Here is a 20,515-nt window from a genome sequence, read left to right as displayed (position 1 = left end):
GTCAGCTCGGTCCGGCCTTGTAACCGACGCCACGGACGGTCACCACGATCTCCGGACGCTCGGGGTCCTTCTCGACCTTCGAACGCAGCCGCTGCACATGCACGTTCACCAGACGGGTGTCCGCCGCGTGCCGGTAGCCCCAGACCTGCTCGAGGAGCACCTCACGCGTGAACACCTGCCACGGCTTGCGGGCGAGCGCGACCAGCAGGTCGAACTCCAGCGGCGTCAGCGCGATCGACTGCCCGTCCCGCTTCACCGAGTGCCCGGCCACATCGATGACCAGGTCACCGATGGCCAGCTGCTCGGGGGCGGGCTCCTCCGACCTCCGCAGCCGCGCCCGGATCCGGGCCACGAGCTCCTTCGGCTTGAACGGCTTCACGATGTAGTCGTCCGCGCCCGACTCCAGGCCCACGACGACATCGACGGTGTCGCTCTTCGCCGTGAGCATCACGATCGGCACTCCGGACTCCGCCCGGATCAGCCGGCAGACCTCGATGCCGTCCCTCCCGGGCAGCATCAGGTCGAGCAGCACCAGATCGGGCTTGGTCTCACGGAAAGCGGCCAGCGCCTTGTCGCCGTCAGCTACGAACGACGGCTCAAAACCTTCACCACGCAGCACAATGCCGAGCATCTCGGCCAGTGCGGTGTCGTCGTCGACGACAAGGACTCGTCCCTTCATGGACCACATCATCCCATTAGCTCATCGTTACCTGGCGTGACCTGGCACACAGCTCACCCAAGTCTTCAGCTGTCACAGGCGCCACAACGCCCCACTCCGTGACGATCGCCGTCACCAAATCCGGTGGCGTCACGTCGAACGCAGGGTTGTACGCCTGCGTTCCCAGCGGCGCCACGGGAATCCCGCCACCTGCCTCCATTCCGGCCAGCGGCGCCTGCGGCGCCGTGACCTCCGTCACTTCATGCCCGGCCCGCTGCTCCACCTCGATGGACGCACCGTCGGGAGTCTCCAGATCCACGGTCGTCACCGGCGCCACCACGATGAACGGCACATGGTGATATCGCGCCAGCACGGCGAGCGGATAGCTCCCCACCTTGTTCGCCACCGAACCGTCGGCGGCGATCCGGTCCGCCCCGATGAGCACGGCATCCACCTCACCGGCGGCGAACAGCGACCCGGCAGCGTTGTCCGTGAGCAGCGTGTACGCCATCCCGTTGCGCGCGGCCTCGTACGCGGTCAGCCGGGCACCCTGCAGCAGCGGACGCGTCTCGTCCACCCACAGTCGGCGCAACCGCCCCGCCCGGTGCGCGGCGAGCGCCACGGCGAAGGCGGTGCCCTCGCCGCCGGAGACCAGCGCCCCGGTGTTGCAGTGCGTCAGGATGCGGTGGTTGCCGCCGGGCAGCAGCTCGTCGAGCAGCCGCATCCCGTGCTCGGCCATCTTGGCGCTGCCCTCGGCGTCCTCCTGATGCAGCGCCCGCGCGGCGGCGAGCGCCGCCTCGGCCGCCCGCTCCCGTACGGCCGCCGAGTCGTCCGCCCCGGTCCCCAGCGCCGCGCGGTAGGCCTCCTGGGCCCTGCGCACGCCGTACCCGAGATTGACCGCCGTGGGCCGCGCCCCGGCCAGTGCGTCCGCCGCGTCCTGCACGTCGAACCCGCGGGCCGCCGCGAGCGCCACCCCGTAAGCCCCCGTGATACCGAGCAGCGGAGCCCCGCGCACGGCGAGGGACCGGATCGCCTGCACCAGACCCTGCGGATCCGTGCAGACCAGCTCGACTTCCTCGGCGGGCAGCCGCGTCTGGTCGAGCAGCACCAGAACAGGCCCCTCGGCCGGTTCCTCCCACCTGATCGCCGGTATGTCGACGACCTTGGGCTGTATGTCCTCGCTGGGCCGTATGTCCTCGCCGGATTGCGCGTACTGATCAGCCATCCGCCCAGTCTGCCCCGTACAGGGCCGACAATTGAAGGTGTCCAGCCCTTACGGGGCCAGGTCACCTGGCGCCCACCCCATGGCACGATGGCAGCCAACCTGCCGCCGCGACCGCGGACGGGCACCTTGAAGGAGCGACGATGAACGACACTCCGGGCTGGGCATCGCCCGGATCTGCCCCCTCCGACGGCCCCGACGACAACCGCCAGGACGGTCAGGACGGCGGCGCCCAGGGCGCCGCCCCGCAGGACGCCGCGGGCCACGGCCCGCAGTGGTCCAAGGAGCAGCCGCCGCCCGGCCAGTGGTCCGCGCCCTCCGGATCCTCCGCCTCCGGCCAGGCCCCGCCGCCGCCTCCGGCGCCCGGCCAGGGCTGGGGCGGCTCGGGCGGATACGGCGGCGGGCAGGGAGGCTGGGGCGCTCCCCCGCAGGGCGGCCCCGGCAATTGGGGCCCCGGTGTCTGGGGCGGCCCGCCTGCCGCGGCCAAGCCCGGCGTGATCCCGCTGCGCCCGCTCGGTGTCGGGGAGATCCTCGACGGCGCGGTGTCCACGATGCGTACCTACTGGCGCACCGTCCTCGGCATCTCGCTCTCGGTCGCCGTCCTCACCCAGCTCCTCGTCGTGCTCCTCCAGGGCTTCGTCCTCAACGACTCCACGACCGACGCCCTCGACGACCCCAACGCCAGCGCGGGCGAGGTCACCCGCGCGATGGGCGGGGTCCTGATCGGCTCGGGCGTGGTGCAGATCGTCACGCTGCTGGGCACGATCATCGCCACGGCCCTGCTGACGACGGTCACCAGCCGCGCCGTGCTCGGCAGGTCCGTCGCCATAGGAGAGGCCTGGCGCGATGCCCGGCCGCAGGTCCTCCGGCTGCTCGGCCTGACGCTGCTGCTGCCGCTGATCGCCGCCGCGGTCGTCCTCGTCGGCACGGTGCCCGGCATCCTCGTCGCCGTGCTGGGCTCCTCCGAAGGGGGGCTCGCCCTCGCGATCATCGGCGGTCTCGCCGGCCTCGTGGTCGCGATCTGGCTGATGATCCGCTTCTCGCTCGCCTCGCCGGCCCTGATGCTGGAGAAGCAGACGATCCGCAAGGCGATGGGCCGCTCCGTCAAGCTCGTCCGCGGCTCGTGGTGGCGGGTCTTCGGCATCCAGATCCTCGCGTCGATCATCGCGGGCGTCGTGGCGTCGATCATCCTGGTCCCCTTCAGCCTCATCGCGGGAGCGGTCAGCGGCGACGGCCTCGGCAGCTTCCTCGACACCGGCGGCGACGTGGGCTGGGCCTTCCTGATCATCAGCGGCATCGGCTCGGTGGTCGGCTCCACCATCACCTTCCCGATCACCGCGGGCGTCACCGTGCTGCTCTACATCGACCAGCGCATCCGCCGCGAGGCCCTCGACCTCGAACTCGCCCGCGCCGCGGGCCTGCAGGGCTACGGGGACACCCCCGGCGCCACCCCGGGGAGCTGATGCGGTGAGCACGCCCGGGGGAGTGCTCAGGGCCGCAGCTTTGCTGACGCGCGCCGGCGGCGACGAGCCGCCGGTGACCATCCCGCGCGATCCCGCGCGGGAGGCGGCCGAACGAGAGCTGTCCAAGCCCGCGTACCACGAGAACGATCCGAGCTGGTTCATGCGCGCCCTGAACAAGTTCTGGGAGTGGGTCGACGACCTGTTCTCCGCCGCCTCCGGTGTCGCTCCGGGCGGCACACTCGGCCTGGTCGTGATCCTGCTCGCCGTCGTCGCCGTGGTGGTGGCCCTGTGGTGGCGCCTCGGCACTCCCCGCCGCTCCCCCACCTCGGCGGCTCCGCTCTTCGACGACCGTCCGCGCAGCGCCGCCGAGCACCGCGCGGCCGCCGAGGCGCACGCCGCCCAGGGCCACTGGAACCAGGCCGTCCAGGAGCGGATGCGCGCCCTGGTCCGCTCCTTGGAGGAGCGCGCCCTGCTGGACCCGCGCCCCGGCCGCACCGCCGACGAGGCCGCCACGGAAGCCTCCCGTCCGCTGCCCCGGCACGCGGACCGCCTGCACGCCGCGGCGCGCGACTTCGACGACGTCGCATACGGCGGCCGCACTGCGACCCCCGACACGTACCAGCGCCTGACCACCCTGGACACCGAGGTGGAACGCACGACGCCGTCCCTGACCGCCGCCCCGGGAGCCCCCCGGTGACCGAGCCCTCCACCCCGAACCCCCGCCACGAAAGCGGCAGCGGCAGCCCAGAGGACCAGCCGACCGGCGGGTCCACGCTCACGGCACCGCCTCCCCCGGCCCCGGCCTCCGACGACACCTCGGCCACCCCCACGGTCCGGCAGGTCTGGACCCGCACGCGAGGCATCGCCCTCGCCCTGGTCCTCCTCCTGGTCGCCGGCGTGGCCATCGCGGCCGTCCGCTCCGGCGAGAAGCACGGCATGCTCGACCCGCGCTCCGCCGACCAGTACGGCAGCCGCGCCGTCGCCGAACTCCTCGCCGACAGGGGCGTCGACACCCGCTTGGTCACCACCACCGCCGAGGCGCGGGCCGCGACCGGTCCCGACACCACCCTCTTGGTCGCCGTCCCCGATCTGCTCACGGCCCACCAGCAGGAGCAGCTCCAGGCCGCGACCGCCGACTCCGGCGGCCGCACGCTCCTCGTCGCCCCCGGCGCCGCGTCCGTCGACCGGCTGGCCCCCGGGGTCACCGCGGACTCCGAACCCAGCTCCGCCACGACGCTCGCCCCCGGCTGCACCCTCCCCGAGGCCCGTCGCGCCGGCCCTGCCGAAACCGGCGGCCACCGCTACGGCACCACGGTCGCCGGCGCGGACTCCTGCTATCCGAGCGACGGCGCCCCCACACTGCTGCGCCTGCCCGCGACGACCGGCAACGGCGACACGGTGGTCCTCGGCTCCCCCGACATCCTTCTCAACGACCGCCTCGACGAGCAGGGAAACGCCTCGCTCGCCCTGCAACTCCTCGGTACCCGAACCCACTTGGTCTGGTACCTCCCCTCCCTCTCCGACGACGCCGCGGCCGGCGGCGCACAGAACGACCGCAGCTTCTTCGACCTGATCCCCTCGGGCTGGCGCTGGGGCACCCTGCAGCTCTTCATCGCGGCAGCACTCGCCGCCCTGTGGCGCGCACGACGACTGGGCCCCTTGGTCGCCGAGCGCCTGCCCGTCGCGATCCGCGCCTCCGAAACCGTCGAAGGCCGCGCCCGCCTCTACCGCAAGGCGAACGCCCGGGACCGCGCCGCCACGGCCCTGCGTATCTCCACCCGCACCAAGCTCGCCCCCCTCATCGGCGTCCCCCCGTCCCAGGCCCACACGCCCGAGACCTTCCTCCCCGCCCTGGCGCGCCAACTCCCGACGCCCACCCAGGACTTGCACACCCTCCTCTTCGGCCCGCCGCCGACCACCGACGCAGCGCTGATCGCACTCGCCGACCACCTCGACGCCCTCGAAAGAGAGGTACGCCATTCATGATGGACCCGACCACTGACAACGCCGGGCCCACGACCGATCCCCGCAGCTCACGGGCCTCTTTGGAGGCCCTGCGCGCCGAGATCGCCAAGGCCGTGGTCGGCCAGGACCCCACCGTCACGGGCCTGGTCGTGGCCCTGCTCTGCCGCGGCCACGTCCTCCTCGAAGGCGTCCCCGGCGTAGCAAAAACGCTTCTTGTACGAGCCCTCGCGGCTTCCCTCGAACTCGACACGAAGCGCGTCCAGTTCACCCCGGACCTGATGCCCAGCGACGTCACGGGCTCCTTGGTCTACGACACCCACACCTCGCGCTTCTCCTTCCAGCCGGGCCCGGCGTTCACCAACCTCCTCCTCGCGGACGAGATCAACCGGACCCCGCCCAAGACCCAGTCCTCCCTCCTGGAGGCCATGGAAGAGCGCCAGATCACGGTCGACGGCACCCCGCGCCCGCTCCCCGACCCGTTCATGGTCGTAGCCACCCAGAACCCGGTCGAGTACGAAGGCACCTACCCCCTGCCCGAGGCCCAGCTGGACCGCTTCCTGCTCAAGTTGAACGTTCCTCTTCCTACGCGCCAGGACGAGATCGACGTCCTGACCCGCCATGCCGCCGGCTTCAACCCCCGAGATCTGCACGCGGCGGGCATCCGGCCGGTGGCCACGGCAGCGGACCTCGAAGCGGCCCGGTCCGCGGTCGCGAGGACGACGATCTCCCCCGAGATCACGGCCTATGTGGTCGACATCTGCCGCGCGACCCGCGAATCACCGTCGCTCACCCTCGGCGTCTCCCCTCGAGGTGCCACGGCCCTGCTCGCGACGGCCCGCGCCTGGGCCTGGCTGACCGGCCGCGACTACGTCATCCCCGATGACGTGAAGGCCCTCGCCCTCCCGACTCTCCGTCACCGCGTCCAATTGCGCCCGGAGGCCGAAATGGAAGGCGTCACCCCGGACTCGGTCATCAACGCGCTCCTGACCCACGTCCCCGTCCCCCGCTGATCCGAACAAGGCCGGAGACGACACCGACATGGCCCTCACCGGACGTACGGCCCTGCTCGCCGCCCTGGGCTCCCTCCCCGTAGGGATCTGGGAGCCCAGCTGGACGGGCATCCTGGCCGTCAACACTCCCCTGGCCCTGGCCTGCGCCTGCGACTTCGCGCTGGCCGCCCCGGTCCGCCGCCTGCGCCTGACGCGCTCCGGCGACACCTCCGTACGCCCCGGAGACCCGGCCGACGTCACTCTCACGATCACGAACCCCGCGCGCCGCCCCCTGCGTGCGCACATCCGTGACGCATGGCCCCCGAGCGCCTGGCGCCCGGGCACGGAGCACGACGCGTCCCGCCACCGCGTGACGATCCCCGCGGGCGAACGCCGCCGTGTCACGACCCGCCTCCTGCCCACCCGCAGGGGCGACCGCCAGGCGGACCGCGTCACGATCCGCTCCTACGGCCCCCTGGGCCTCTTCACCCGGCAGGGCACGCACTCGGTCCCTTGGACTGTCCGCGTCCTGCCCCCCTTCCACAGCCGCAAGCACCTCCCCTCCAAGCTGGCCCGGCTACGCGAACTCGACGGCCGCACCAGCGTGTTGACCAGGGGCGAGGGCACCGAGTTCGACAGCCTCCGCGAGTACGTGCCCGGGGACGACACCCGCTCCATCGACTGGCGCGCAACGGCCCGGCAGTCGGCGGTGGCCGTCCGCACCTGGCGCCCGGAACGCGACCGCCACATCCTGCTGGTCCTCGACACCGGCCGTACGTCGGCAGGCCGCGTCGGCGACGCACCGCGCCTCGACTCTTCGATGGACGCGGCTCTTCTCCTGGGAGCTCTGGCTTCCCGAGCCGGCGACCGCGTCGACCTCCTGGCCTACGACCGCCGCATCCGCGCTCTGGTCCAGGGCCGCACAGCAGGCGAGGTTCTCCCGGCCCTGGTGACCGCCATGGCCCCTCTCGAACCGGAACTGGTCGAAACAGATGCCCGCGGCCTGACCGCCACGGCTCTGCACACGGCCCCCCGCCGCTCCCTCATCGTCCTTCTTACGTCTTTGGACGCGGCCCCTGTCGAAGAGGGACTCCTCCCGGTCCTCTCCCGCCTGACGAAACGCCACACGGTGGTCGTGGCATCGGTCGCCGACCCCGCGGTCGAAATGATGGCGGCCTCCCGAGGCACCACGGAATCGATCTACGACGCGGCTTCAGCGGCCCAGGCCAAGGCAGAGCGTCTCCGCACCGCGGACAAGCTCACCCGCCACGGCGTCACTGTCGTGGACGCAACCCCCTCGGAACTGGCCCCGGCCCTGGCGGACGCCTACCTCTCCCTGAAATCAGCCGGCCGCCTCTGACATTCCGGAGCCCCGCCACGCGGCTGGGGCTCCGACAAAAATTCGCCGTAAACGCAGAAAAGCCCCGGACCGTATCCCGGTCCGGGGCTTTTCTCAACAATAGTTCGGCGGCGTCCTACTCTCCCACAGGGTCCCCCCTGCAGTACCATCGGCGCTGTAAGGCTTAGCTTCCGGGTTCGGAATGTAACCGGGCGTTTCCCTCACGCTATGACCACCGAAACACTATGAAACTGTCAACCGGAGCCGTAGCCAATCGGCTTCGACGGTTGTTCGTGGTTTCAGAACCAACACAGTGGACGCGAGCAACTGAGGACAAGCCCTCGGCCTATTAGTACCAGTCACCTCCACACCTTACGGTGCTTCCAGATCTGGCCTATCAACCCAGTCGTCTACTGGGAGCCTTAACCCCTCAAAGGGGGTGGGAGTCCTCATCTTGAAGCAGGCTTCCCGCTTAGATGCTTTCAGCGGTTATCCTTTCCGAACGTAGCCAACCAGCCATGCCCTTGGCAGGACAACTGGCACACCAGAGGTTCGTCCGTCCCGGTCCTCTCGTACTAGGGACAGCCCTTCTCAAGACTCCTACGCGCACAGCGGATAGGGACCGAACTGTCTCACGACGTTCTAAACCCAGCTCGCGTACCGCTTTAATGGGCGAACAGCCCAACCCTTGGGACCGACTCCAGCCCCAGGATGCGACGAGCCGACATCGAGGTGCCAAACCATCCCGTCGATATGGACTCTTGGGGAAGATCAGCCTGTTATCCCCGGGGTACCTTTTATCCGTTGAGCGACGGCGCTTCCACAAGCCACCGCCGGATCACTAGTCCCGACTTTCGTCCCTGCTCGACCCGTCGGTCTCACAGTCAAGCTCCCTTGTGCACTTACACTCAACACCTGATTACCAACCAGGCTGAGGGAACCTTTGGGCGCCTCCGTTACCCTTTGGGAGGCAACCGCCCCAGTTAAACTACCCATCAGACACTGTCCCTGATCCGGATCACGGACCCAGGTTAGACATCCAGCACGACCAGAGTGGTATTTCAACGACGACTCCCCCTGAACTGGCGTCCAGAGTTCACAGTCTCCCACCTATCCTACACAAGCCGAACCGAACACCAATATCAAACTGTAGTAAAGGTCCCGGGGTCTTTCCGTCCTGCTGCGCGAAACGAGCATCTTTACTCGTAGTGCAATTTCACCGGGCCTATGGTTGAGACAGTCGAGAAGTCGTTACGCCATTCGTGCAGGTCGGAACTTACCCGACAAGGAATTTCGCTACCTTAGGATGGTTATAGTTACCACCGCCGTTTACTGGCGCTTAAGTTCTCAGCTTCGCCAAGACGAATCTTGACTAACCGGTCCCCTTAACGTTCCAGCACCGGGCAGGCGTCAGTCCGTATACATCGCCTTACGGCTTCGCACGGACCTGTGTTTTTAGTAAACAGTCGCTTCTCGCTGGTCTCTGCGGCCACCCCCAGCTCAGAGTGCAAGACTCATCACCAGGAATGGCCCCCCTTCTCCCGAAGTTACGGGGGCATTTTGCCGAGTTCCTTAACCATAGTTCACCCGAACGCCTCGGTATTCTCTACCTGACCACCTGAGTCGGTTTAGGGTACGGGCCGCCATGAAACTCGCTAGAGGCTTTTCTCGACAGCATAGGATCATCCACTTCACCACAATCGGCTCGGCATCAGGTCTCAGCCACAAGTACGACGGATTTACCTATCGCACGGCCTACACCCTTACCCCGGGACAACCACCGCCCGGGCTGGACTACCTTCCTGCGTCACCCCATCACTCACCTACTACCAACTTGGGCCGGCGGCTCCACCACTTTCCATTCCCCGAAGGGTCCGGAACGGCTTCACGGCCTTAGCATCACTGGATTCGATGTTTGACGCTTCACAGCGGGTACCGGAATATCAACCGGTTATCCATCGACTACGCCTGTCGGCCTCGCCTTAGGTCCCGACTTACCCTGGGCAGATCAGCTTGACCCAGGAACCCTTAGTCAATCGGCGCACACGTTTCTCACGTGTGTATCGCTACTCATGCCTGCATTCTCACTCGTGAACCGTCCACCACTAGCTTCCGCTGCAGCTTCACCCGGCACACGACGCTCCCCTACCCATCACAGCAGGCGTTGGCCCTCTTGCTGCAATGACACGACTTCGGCGGTACGCTTGAGCCCCGCTACATTGTCGGCGCGGAATCACTAGACCAGTGAGCTATTACGCACTCTTTCAAGGGTGGCTGCTTCTAAGCCAACCTCCTGGTTGTCTCTGCGACTCCACATCCTTTCCCACTTAGCGTACGCTTAGGGGCCTTAGTCGATGCTCTGGGCTGTTTCCCTCTCGACCATGGAGCTTATCCCCCACAGTCTCACTGCCGCGCTCTCACTTACCGGCATTCGGAGTTTGGCTAAGGTCAGTAACCCGGTAGGGCCCATCGCCTATCCAGTGCTCTACCTCCGGCAAGAAACACACGACGCTGCACCTAAATGCATTTCGGGGAGAACCAGCTATCACGGAGTTTGATTGGCCTTTCACCCCTAACCACAGGTCATCCCCCAGGTTTTCAACCCTGGTGGGTTCGGTCCTCCACGAAGTCTTACCTCCGCTTCAACCTGCCCATGGCTAGATCACTCCGCTTCGGGTCTTGAGCGCGCTACTGAATCGCCCTATTCGGACTCGCTTTCGCTACGGCTTCCCCACACGGGTTAACCTCGCAACACACCGCAAACTCGCAGGCTCATTCTTCAAAAGGCACGCAGTCACGAGATATGTGCAAGCACATATCCGACGCTCCCACGGCTTGTAGGCACACGGTTTCAGGTACTATTTCACTCCGCTCCCGCGGTACTTTTCACCATTCCCTCACGGTACTATCCGCTATCGGTCACCAGGGAATATTTAGGCTTAACGGGTGGTCCCGCCAGATTCACACGGGATTTCTCGGGCCCCGTGCTACTTGGGTGTCTCTTAAACGAGCCGCTGACGTTTCGACTACGGGGGTCTTACCCTCTACGCCGGACCTTTCGCATGTCCTTCGCCTACATCAACGGTTTCTGACTCGTCCCACGGCCGGCAGACCGTAGAAAAGAGATCCCACAACCCCCACGACGCAACCCCTGCCGGGTCTCACACGTCGTAGGTTTGGCCTCATCCAGTTTCGCTCGCCACTACTCCCGGAATCACGGTTGTTTTCTCTTCCTGCGGGTACTGAGATGTTTCACTTCCCCGCGTTCCCTCCACACTGCCTATGTGTTCAGCAGCGGGTGACAGCCCATGACGACTGCCGGGTTTCCCCATTCGGAAACCCCCGGATCAAAGCCTGGTTGACGACTCCCCGGGGACTATCGTGGCCTCCCACGTCCTTCATCGGTTCCTGGTGCCAAGGCATCCACCGTGCGCCCTTAAAAACTTGGCCACAGATGCTCGCGTCCACTGTGCAGTTCTCAAACAACGACCAACCACCCATCACCCCGAACCAGTAGTCCGAGTGCACTGGGGCCGGCACTGAAGGCAGCCGTATCGGCCGTACCTTCAGATACCCAACAGCGTGCCCGACACCCTCGCCCCTCGTGGTCTGCGTTCCACGCTCCGAAGAGCAGTACTTGCAGCCCGAGTTGACTGACGGTGCCGAATAATCAACGTTCCACCCATGAGCAACCACCGTCGAACGTTTGCCGACGTAGTGGCCTCTGACCTCGTCCCGAAGGACTTGGTAAGAAGTGCTCCTTAGAAAGGAGGTGATCCAGCCGCACCTTCCGGTACGGCTACCTTGTTACGACTTCGTCCCAATCGCCAGTCCCACCTTCGACAGCTCCCTCCCACAAGGGGTTGGGCCACCGGCTTCGGGTGTTACCGACTTTCGTGACGTGACGGGCGGTGTGTACAAGGCCCGGGAACGTATTCACCGCAGCAATGCTGATCTGCGATTACTAGCAACTCCAACTTCATGGGGTCGAGTTGCAGACCCCAATCCGAACTGAGACAGGCTTTTTGAGATTCGCTCCACCTCGCGGTATCGCAGCTCATTGTACCTGCCATTGTAGCACGTGTGCAGCCCAAGACATAAGGGGCATGATGACTTGACGTCGTCCCCACCTTCCTCCGAGTTGACCCCGGCGGTCTCCTGTGAGTCCCCATCACCCCGAAGGGCATGCTGGCAACACAGAACAAGGGTTGCGCTCGTTGCGGGACTTAACCCAACATCTCACGACACGAGCTGACGACAGCCATGCACCACCTGTACACCGACCACAAGGGGGGCACTATCTCTAATGCTTTCCGGTGTATGTCAAGCCTTGGTAAGGTTCTTCGCGTTGCGTCGAATTAAGCCACATGCTCCGCTGCTTGTGCGGGCCCCCGTCAATTCCTTTGAGTTTTAGCCTTGCGGCCGTACTCCCCAGGCGGGGCACTTAATGCGTTAGCTGCGGCACGGACAACGTGGAATGTTGCCCACACCTAGTGCCCACCGTTTACGGCGTGGACTACCAGGGTATCTAATCCTGTTCGCTCCCCACGCTTTCGCTCCTCAGCGTCAGTATCGGCCCAGAGATCCGCCTTCGCCACCGGTGTTCCTCCTGATATCTGCGCATTTCACCGCTACACCAGGAATTCCGATCTCCCCTACCGAACTCTAGCCTGCCCGTATCGACTGCAGACCCGGGGTTAAGCCCCGGGCTTTCACAACCGACGCGACAAGCCGCCTACGAGCTCTTTACGCCCAATAATTCCGGACAACGCTTGCGCCCTACGTATTACCGCGGCTGCTGGCACGTAGTTAGCCGGCGCTTCTTCTGCAGGTACCGTCACTTTCGCTTCTTCCCTGCTGAAAGAGGTTTACAACCCGAAGGCCGTCATCCCTCACGCGGCGTCGCTGCATCAGGCTTTCGCCCATTGTGCAATATTCCCCACTGCTGCCTCCCGTAGGAGTCTGGGCCGTGTCTCAGTCCCAGTGTGGCCGGTCGCCCTCTCAGGCCGGCTACCCGTCGTCGCCTTGGTGAGCCACTACCTCACCAACAAGCTGATAGGCCGCGGGCTCATCCTGCACCGCCGGAGCTTTCAACCCCCTCAGATGCCTGAAGGAGTGTCATCCGGTATTAGACCCCGTTTCCAGGGCTTGTCCCAGAGTGCAGGGCAGATTGCCCACGTGTTACTCACCCGTTCGCCACTAATCCACCCCGAAGGGCTTCATCGTTCGACTTGCATGTGTTAAGCACGCCGCCAGCGTTCGTCCTGAGCCAGGATCAAACTCTCCGTGAATGTTTCCCCGTACTCGGGGTGACACCACGAGAGCGGAACAAGGAGAGGAATAATCCCCTTGTTCACAGCGTCCTCGCTGTGCGCCTACCAGCCACCAGGACCGGCAGGACTTTTTCAAAGGAACCTCAACTCACCGAAGTGAGTCGGGGTATCAACATATCTGGCGTTGATTTTTGGCACGCTGTTGAGTTCTCAAGGAACGGACGCTTCCTTTGTACTCACCCTCTCGGGCTTTCCTCCGGGCGCTTCCCTTCGGTATTTCGTGTTTCCAACCTTACCAGATCCGTTTTCCGTTCCGTTTCCGGTTCGGAATTCATTTCCGGTGGCCGCTGGAGGGCCTTTGCCTTTCGGCTGATTCGACTTTATCAGAAGTTTCGGGCCGGTCTGACCGGCTCTTGCTTTCCGATTAATCGGGGGCTTCGCGAATGAATGTTATTTCGTGAAGCGCGCTAGATTTTAACCGCCGCAGCCGAACTTGTCGAGTTCGGGGCAACTGTTCGAATCTACCTCCCCAGTCGGGCCGTGTCAACGGTCTTTCCGGGGCGAAGAGGAGACTAGCAGGTCAGCGAGGCCGGATGCACATCAGGCAGCGGTCGGCAGGACCGCGCTGCGCTCGGCAGTCTCCAGGTCGCCGCTTTCGCCTTCACGGACCGCGCGGGCCCCGAGGACATAGACGTAGGTGAGAAAGGCGAGTTCCGCGGCGATGCCGATCCCGATGCGGGCCCAGGTCGGGAGGCCGGAGGGGGTGACGAAGCCTTCGATGGCTCCGGAGACGAAGAGGACCAGGGCCAGGCCGATGGCCATGCCGAGGGCTGCGCGGCCCTCCTCCGCGAGGGCTGTCCTACGGGTGCGAGGGCCGGGGTCGATGACCGTCCAGCCGAGGCGGAGTCCGGTGCCTGCCGCTACGAAGACCGCGGTCAGTTCGAGGAGGCCGTGCGGGAGGATCAGGCCCAGGAAGGTGTCGAGCCGGCCGACGGAGGTCATCAGGCCGATGCCCACCCCGACGTTGAGCATGTTCTGGAAGAGGATCCACAGGACCGGCAGTCCCAGGAAGATGCCCAGGACCAGGCACATGGCGGCGGCCTGGGCATTGTTCGTCCAGACCTGGGCCGCGAAGGACGACGCCGGGTGGCTCGAGTAGTACGTCTCGTACTGGCCCCCCGGGCGGGTCATCTCGCGGAGCTCGGACGGGGCGGCTATGGACGCCTGAACTTCGGGGTGAGTGCCGATCCACCAGCCGATGAGGGCGGCTATCGCCGTGGACACGAGGGCGGTGGGGACCCACCAGTGGCGTGCCTTGTAGACCGCTGCCGGGAATCCGTGGGTCAGGAAGCGGGTGACGTCGCGCCATGAGGCACGGCGGGTGCCGGTCACGGCACTACGCGCGCGTGCCACGAGTTGAGTGAGGCGGCCGATGACCCTGGGGTCAGGAGCGCTCGACTGGATGAGGGAAAGGTGCGTGGCCGTGCGCTGGTAGAGGGTGACCAGTTCATCGGCCTCCGTGCCGGTCAGGCGGCGTCGGCGGCGCAGCAGGGCGTCGAGTCGGTCCCACTCGGCCCGGTGGGCGGACACGAAGACATCGAGGTCCATCCGGTCTGCTGCTCCTCGCTTTCCGGCACCTGTGCGGCGCGATGTGCCCTCAGCTTGGCAGACTGGCGGTTCCTAGGGCAGGTCAGGGAAGGGTGGGTGGCCGGCGTGAGTGAGCTGGTGACGGGTGAGGCCGTGGCACTGGAGCTGCGGCCCGCGAAGCTGCCGAGCCGGGCGCTCGCCGTGCTCATCGATCTGGTGGTGGCGTTCGCCGTCTATATCGTCGTGACGATCGCCGTGGTGGCCGCCACCGCGTCGCTGGACGATGCCGCTGCCGCCGCTCTCTCCGTCGCACTGTTCCTGCTGGTGCTGGTCGGGATTCCGATCGCGGTGGAGACGTTGAGCCATGGCCGGTCGCTCGGGAAGCTCGCGTGCGGGCTGCGGGTCGTAAGGGACGACGGGGGGCCGATCCGGTTCCGTCATGCGCTGGTGCGCGGGGCCGTCGGGGTCGTGGAGATCCTGATGACCTTCGGCGTCGTGGCGTGCATCGCCTCGCTGGTGTCGGCTCGGGGGCGACGGGTCGGGGACGTGTTCGCGGGGACTCTCGTGGTGCGCGAGCGGGTGCCGACCGGGCAGGCGGCGTTCGTGCCGCCTCCGCCGCCGTGGCTGGTGGGACGGTTCGCGCAGCTGGATCTGTCCGCTGTGCCCGAGGGGCTGTGGCTCGCGGTGCGTCAGTACCTCACGCGGATGGGGCAGTTGGATCCGCAGGTCGGATGGGGCATGGCCGAGCGCCTCGCCGCCGATCTCGCCGCGCACACCGGTGCGCCCGCGCCGACCGACGTGCCGCCTGCGGCGTTCCTGGCCGCGGTGGTGCACGAGCGGCAGTCGCGTGAGGCTCAGCGGGCCTTCGGCGCGGGACCGCAGAGCGGTGCTCCCGGGGCGTACGGGGGTCATGGGCGGCCCGGGGTCGGCGTGCCGCCGGCGGTCGCGCCGGTTCCGCCCGCCCCGGTGCCGGGAGCGTACGGCCCGCAAGTCGCTCCGGCGCCCGGTGCCGTTCCAGTTTCCGGTCCCTCGGCCGCCGAGGCGTCGCCGGCCGGGAGCTCCGCGTCGGATTCCGGGAGTTCGGAGCCGCCGGCCACCGGGTTCGCCCCGCCTGCCTGACGTCGACGCTGTTCCTGCCGGCGTCAGCCGAACGTGGACGGGGGCGTCTCCAGGTCCTCCAGCTCGATGCCCGGGGCCGCCAGGACCACGTCGCCGCTGATGTGGACGGAGTGCTGCTCCCCCGTGTCCAGGGCTGTGACCTGGTATTCGTCCACGGTGAGGGGTCCGTTGTCAGTGGCGTGTGCTTCGCTGTTCAGCAAGGTCCAGGACTGGTCCAGGGTGCGGGGGGCCAGGACGGGATCCGTCAGTGCGACGAGGCGGACACGGGTCGAGGGGGAAGCGGGGGTGAGGTTCAGCAGACGCGTGGTGGCGATGAGGAACGCGGGGGATGTACCGGTGAAGGCGTGGGCCGGGGCGTTTCCTTCGGTGGCGTGGGTGCCGGTGGGGTCGGTGCGCACCCAGGTGACGCCGTCGATGGCGGCGCCTCTCACCTGCCAGCTCGCGGCGTTCACTTCGAGGCGGATGGGGCGGCCGAGCTCGTCGAGGGCAAGGTCGATCGAGCCGGCGTGGTCGCCGGAGGGGGTGGTCCGTTGGGCTACGTAGCGCCAGCCGGAAGGGCCGGGTGCGCAGTGGAAGTGCTCTTCACCGAGGGGGGTGTGATCGTGCGGATCGTGGAGCGAATATCGGCCGCGGGGCATGGGATTCGTGGGGTCCTCTGTCTGGCCTGCTGACGGTCGGCCTGCGGGTGACCTGGGGGTTGGTGACCTGCGCGGCTGATGAGCGGTCCACCGTAACCAGCGGTGGGCGGGTCCACCGTGATCACGCGGTGGACCGGGCACGGGACAGGCCCCCGGCACGGGGGTGCGGGGGCCTGTCCTGTCAGCCGGGTCAGTCGCCGGGCGACTGGAGCGGTGCGGTGTGCGCGGTGCTCAGTAGCGGTAGTGGTCCGGCTTGTACGGGCCCTCGACCTCGACACCGATGTACGAGGCCTGCTCCGGGCGGAGCGTCGTGAGCTTCACGCCGAGCGAGTCCAGGTGCAGGCGCGCGACCTTCTCGTCGAGGTGCTTGGGCAGCACGTACACGTCGGTCGGGTACTCGGACTGCTTGGTGAACAGCTCGATCTGGGCCAGCGTCTGGTCCGCGAAGCTGTTGGACATCACGAAGGACGGGTGACCGGTCGCGTTGCCCAGGTTCAGCAGGCGGCCCTCGGACAGCACGATGATGACCTTGCCGTCGGGGAACGTCCACGTGTGGACCTGCGGCTTGACCTCGTCCTTGACGATGCCCTCGATCTTCGCGAGGCCGGCCATGTCGATCTCGTTGTCGAAGTGGCCGATGTTCCCGACGATCGCCTGGTGCTTCATCTTGGCCATGTCGCTGGCCATGATGATGTCCTTGTTGCCGGTCGTCGTGACGAAGATGTCGACCTTGTCGACGACCTCGTCCAGCGTCGCGACCTGGAAACCGTCCATCGCGGCCTGCAGCGCGCAGATCGGGTCGATCTCCGTGACGATCACTCGGGCGCCCTGGCCGCGCAGCGACTCGGCGCAGCCCTTGCCGACGTCGCCGTAACCGCAGACGAGAGCGGTCTTGCCGCCGATGAGGACGTCCGTGGCGCGGTTGATGCCGTCGACCAGGGAGTGGCGGCAGCCGTACTTGTTGTCGAACTTCGACTTGGTCACCGCGTCGTTCACGTTGATCGCGGGGAACAGGAGGGAGCCCTCGCGCTGCATCTCGTACAGGCGGTGGACACCGGTCGTGGTCTCCTCGGTCACGCCACGGATCTCGGAGGCGAGCTGGGTCCACTTCTGCGAACCGTTGGAGATCGTGCTGTTCAGGAGCTGGAGGATGACGCGGTGCTCGTCGGACTCGGCGGTGTCGACCGAGGGGACCTTGCCGTCCTTCTCGTACTCGACGCCCTTGTGGACGAGGAGGGTGGCGTCACCGCCGTCGTCCAGGATCATGTTCGGGCCGCCGGTGGGGGTGTTCGGCCAGGTCAGGGCCTGCTCCGTGCACCACCAGTACTCCTCGAGGGTCTCGCCCTTCCAGGCGAAGACCGGGACGCCCTGGGGGTTGTCCGGCGTGCCGTTCGGGCCGACCGCGATGGCGGCGGCGGCGTGGTCCTGGGTGGAGAAGATGTTGCAGGACGCCCAGCGGACCTCGGCGCCCAGGGCGACCAGGGTCTCGATGAGGACGGCCGTCTGGACCGTCATGTGGAGGGAGCCGGTGACGCGGGCGCCGGCGAGCGGCTGCGCCTCGGCGTACTCCTTGCGGATCGCCATCAGGCCGGGCATCTCGTGCTCGGCGAGGGTGATCTCCTTGCGCCCGAACTCGGCGAGGGAGAGGTCGGCGACCTTGAAGTCCTGGTCCTGTCGGTTGGCGACAGAAGTCATAAGTGAGCTGCTCCTCGGTGCAGTTGCGATCGGTCGAGGTGGGCTTGGTGCGCATGCCCAGGTACGGGTACACGCATGGCTGATCTGCGGCATCCCTGGGACACAGGTGTCCCCTGGCGCTCGCAGCGCAGTCCGTCGGAGGCCCTCTCTCCCTCGGCCGACCCGGCGTGCGGGCCGCCCGACCGCCATCAGCAGCGACGTCTGGCTCGTTACGAATCTACACCGATCGGCCCAGTGGGCCCCACCCCGTCCCGGCCCCGGGGGACGGGGGCATGGCTGGTTTTGAGTGGCCGACGCACGTAAGCAGAAGTGGCGTCAGACCAGGCAATTCGGGACCTTTGCGCTTTTGAACCTGTGCAGACGTGTTGCAGGATGCGAGTGAGACCGCGAACACTTGCGCGGTCTTGTAATGCGAAGGCGCAAAGGAGAGCCACGTGACCAGTCCGGCCGACCCCCACGCGGGCGGAGGGGCCGTCGAGCAGCAGAAGAGGTTGAAGCTGCTCGCGGTGACCGCCTGTCCGACCGGCATCGCGCACACCTACATGGCGGCGGAGAAGCTGCAGCAGGCGGCCGAGGCCGCCGGTATCGACATGAAGGTGGAGACGCAAGGGTCCATCGGGGCCGAGAACGTCTTGACTGACAACGATGTCAAAGACGCCGACGGCATCATCATCGCCGCCGACAAGGACGTCGACCGCAGCCGGTTCGCCGGTAAGCGGGTCCTGTCGGTCGGGGTGTCCGAAGGGATCAGCCACCCCGAGCGGCTGATCGAGCAGGTGCGGAGCGCACCCGTGCACGGGGCCGGAGGTGGTGGCGGCAGCGCCGAGCCGCCCTCGTCGTCCGGCGGCGGCAAGGAGCGGAGCGTCGCGTACAAGGCGCTGATGAACGGCGTCAGCTACATGATCCCGTTCGTGGTGGTGGGCGGGCTGCTCATCGCCATCTCGCTGTCCCTGGGCGGGCACACCGACCCCAAGGGCGGTCTCGTCATCCCGGACGGCTCCTTCTGGATGCACGTCAACCAGATCGGTGTCATCGGCTTCACGCTGATGGTGCCGATCCTGTCCGGCTACATCGCGTACGCCATCGGTGACCGGCCCGCGCTCGTGCCGGGCATGATCGGCGGCTGGATCGCCAACACCGGCGACCTGTACGACTCGAAGGCCGGGGCCGGCTTCATCGGGGCGATCGTGACCGGCTTCCTCGCCGGTTATCTGGTCGTGTGGATCAAGAAGGTCAAGGTCCCGAAGTTCGCCCAGCCGATCATGCCGATCATCGTGATCCCGATCGTGGCCACGACGTCGCTCGGCCTGTTCTTCATCTACGTCATCGGCAAGCCCATCTCGTGGGTCTTCGAGCACCTCACCAGCTGGCTCAGCGGGATGACCGGCACGAGCGCGATCCTGCTCGGCGCGATTCTCGGGCTGATGATCGCGTTCGACATGGGTGGGCCGGTCAACAAGACGGCGTTCCTGTTCGGCGCCGGGCTCATCGCCACCGGCAACCAGACGGTCATGGGCATGTGTGCCGCCGCCATCCCGGTCATGCCGCTCGGCCAGGGGCTGTCCACGCTCATCCGCAAGCGGCTCTACAGCGAGCAGGAGCGGGAGACCGGTCTCGCCGCACTGTTCATGGGCTGTTTCGGTATCTCGGAGGGCGCGATCCCGTTCGCCGCGGCGCGGCCCGCGCAGGTCATTCCCGCCAACATGCTCGGCGGCGCCGTGGCCGGTGCCATCGCGGGCATGGCGGGCGTGAAGGACGCGGTGCCGCACGGTGGTCCGATCGTCGCGGTGCTCGGTGCCGTGGGCGGTGTGCCGATGTTCTTCGTGGCCGTGATCATCGGTTCGGTCGTGACCGCGCTGGCCACCGTCGCGCTGGTCGACTTCAGCGAGCGCAAGCGGCGCGGGGAGGCGCTGGTGAGCGTGCCGGTCGGGCCCGAGCCCGCCCTCGCCGCCGTGGGCGTCGGTGCCGGGGCCACCGGTGGTGCCGCGCAGGCCGCCGTGGCCGCGGCTCAGGTCGCCGCGCCCGCTCCCGAGGAATCCGCGGCACCCGAAGAGTCAGCGGAATCCGCGGAGCCCGAGGTGCTCTCCGGCTATCTCACCGAGCAGACCGTCAAGGTCGAGCTGGATGCCGGCGACAAGGAAGCGGCCATCCGTGAGATGGCCGGGATGCTCGCGGGCACCGGCAAGGTGGCCGATGTCGAGGAGCTCGTGCGCACCGCGCTGCGGCGTGAGGAGCAGGGGACCACCGGGCTCGGCGAGGAGATCGCCATTCCGCACGCGAAGACGGATGCGGTGACGTCGCCGGTCGTCGGGTTCGCGCGGTCCGCCGAGGGCATCGAGTGGGGTTCGCTGGACGGGACGAAGGCGAAGCTCGTCTTCATGATCTCGGTGCCGGAGGCTGCCGCCGGGGACGAGCATCTGCGGATTCTGGCGCTGTTGTCGCGGAAGTTGATGGACACGGAGTTCCGGGCGCGGTTGCAGGCGGCGCCGGACGAGGCCGCGATCCTGCGGGTGCTGGCCGAGGTTCGGTAGCCCGGGGCCGTTCATGTGAACGGGGTCGGTGAGTTC

Annotated in this window: 12 protein-coding genes and 3 rRNA genes; 7 read left to right on the top strand and 8 right to left on the bottom strand. The window is 67.1% G+C overall.

All coding sequences use genetic code 11. From position 1 onward, the window contains the following. Position 1: 1 nt before the first annotated feature. Both mtrA and mtnA read right to left on the bottom strand, forming a co-directional pair. Positions 2-691, bottom strand: coding sequence for a two-component system response regulator MtrA (mtrA, locus tag ACVHNB_RS03875; protein WP_199836122.1), 690 nt, complete (start codon positions 689-691; stop codon positions 2-4). A gap of 4 nt (positions 692-695) precedes the next feature. Continuing rightward, positions 696-1,883: an S-methyl-5-thioribose-1-phosphate isomerase gene (gene mtnA / locus ACVHNB_RS03870; RefSeq protein WP_428952828.1), complete on the bottom strand. Its 1,188-nt coding sequence runs from the start codon at positions 1,881-1,883 to the stop codon at positions 696-698. A gap of 140 nt (positions 1,884-2,023) precedes the next feature. On the opposite strand from mtnA, the gene ACVHNB_RS03865 reads away from it, so the two are divergent. Genes ACVHNB_RS03865 through ACVHNB_RS03845 form a run of 5 tightly spaced genes read left to right on the top strand, consistent with a single transcriptional unit; the run spans position 2,024 to position 7,657 of the window. Beyond that, complete coding sequence (locus tag ACVHNB_RS03865) at positions 2,024-3,343, top strand: glycerophosphoryl diester phosphodiesterase membrane domain-containing protein (RefSeq protein ID WP_456227411.1); 1,320 nt, start codon at positions 2,024-2,026, stop codon at positions 3,341-3,343. A 4-nt stretch (positions 3,344-3,347) separates the two neighbouring features. Further along, positions 3,348-4,040, top strand: coding sequence for a DUF4129 domain-containing protein (locus ACVHNB_RS03860; protein WP_428952830.1), 693 nt, complete (start codon positions 3,348-3,350; stop codon positions 4,038-4,040). Continuing rightward, complete coding sequence (locus ACVHNB_RS03855) at positions 4,037-5,329, top strand: DUF4350 domain-containing protein (protein ID WP_456227410.1); 1,293 nt, start codon at positions 4,037-4,039, stop codon at positions 5,327-5,329. Before ACVHNB_RS03860 ends, ACVHNB_RS03855 begins: the two co-directional genes overlap by 4 nt. Beyond that, a complete protein-coding gene (locus ACVHNB_RS03850) occupies positions 5,329-6,318 on the top strand; it encodes an AAA family ATPase (protein WP_428957579.1) in 990 nt (329 codons plus the stop codon). Before ACVHNB_RS03855 ends, ACVHNB_RS03850 begins: the two co-directional genes overlap by 1 nt. A 28-nt stretch (positions 6,319-6,346) precedes the next feature. Further along, on the top strand, positions 6,347-7,657 hold the full coding sequence (locus ACVHNB_RS03845; protein WP_428952832.1) for a DUF58 domain-containing protein: 1,311 nt from the start codon (positions 6,347-6,349) through the stop codon (positions 7,655-7,657). Between the two features lie 102 nt (positions 7,658-7,759). Here ACVHNB_RS03845 and rrf read toward each other — a convergent pair. The 4 genes from rrf to ACVHNB_RS03825 all read right to left on the bottom strand — a co-directional run bounded on the left by rrf (position 7,760) and on the right by ACVHNB_RS03825 (position 14,517). Next, positions 7,760-7,876 (bottom strand): 5S ribosomal RNA (rrf, locus tag ACVHNB_RS03840). Positions 7,877-7,965: 89 nt separating this feature from the next. After that, positions 7,966-11,086: ribosomal RNA gene (locus tag ACVHNB_RS03835) — 23S ribosomal RNA — on the bottom strand. A gap of 315 nt (positions 11,087-11,401) precedes the next feature. Next, a 16S ribosomal RNA gene (locus ACVHNB_RS03830) occupies positions 11,402-12,927 on the bottom strand. The 16S, 23S and 5S rRNA genes sit together here, the layout of an rRNA operon. Before the next feature lie 582 nt (positions 12,928-13,509). After that, positions 13,510-14,517 (bottom strand): stage II sporulation protein M, encoded by a 1,008-nt coding sequence (locus tag ACVHNB_RS03825; protein WP_428952833.1) that lies wholly within the window; start codon positions 14,515-14,517, stop codon positions 13,510-13,512. Between the two features lie 105 nt (positions 14,518-14,622). Between ACVHNB_RS03825 and ACVHNB_RS03820 the strand changes: the two genes are divergently transcribed. Further along, positions 14,623-15,615, top strand: coding sequence for an RDD family protein (locus ACVHNB_RS03820; protein WP_456227409.1), 993 nt, complete (start codon positions 14,623-14,625; stop codon positions 15,613-15,615). A gap of 23 nt (positions 15,616-15,638) precedes the next feature. On the opposite strand, the gene ACVHNB_RS03815 is transcribed toward ACVHNB_RS03820, so the two are convergent. After that, a complete protein-coding gene (locus ACVHNB_RS03815) occupies positions 15,639-16,253 on the bottom strand; it encodes a hypothetical protein (protein WP_456227408.1) in 615 nt (204 codons plus the stop codon). Positions 16,254-16,484: 231 nt separating this feature from the next. Then, positions 16,485-17,948, bottom strand: a complete 1,464-nt coding sequence (gene ahcY, locus ACVHNB_RS03810) for an adenosylhomocysteinase (protein WP_428952836.1) — start codon at positions 17,946-17,948, stop codon at positions 16,485-16,487. A gap of 434 nt (positions 17,949-18,382) precedes the next feature. On the opposite strand from ahcY, the gene ACVHNB_RS03805 reads away from it, so the two are divergent. Next, on the top strand, positions 18,383-20,479 hold the full coding sequence (locus ACVHNB_RS03805; RefSeq protein WP_456227407.1) for a fructose-specific PTS transporter subunit EIIC: 2,097 nt from the start codon (positions 18,383-18,385) through the stop codon (positions 20,477-20,479). Positions 20,480-20,515 lie beyond the last annotated feature (36 nt).

Source organism: Streptomyces sp. YJ-C3 (assembly GCF_053891275.1).
This window is presented reverse-complemented; position numbering and strand designations above follow the sequence as displayed.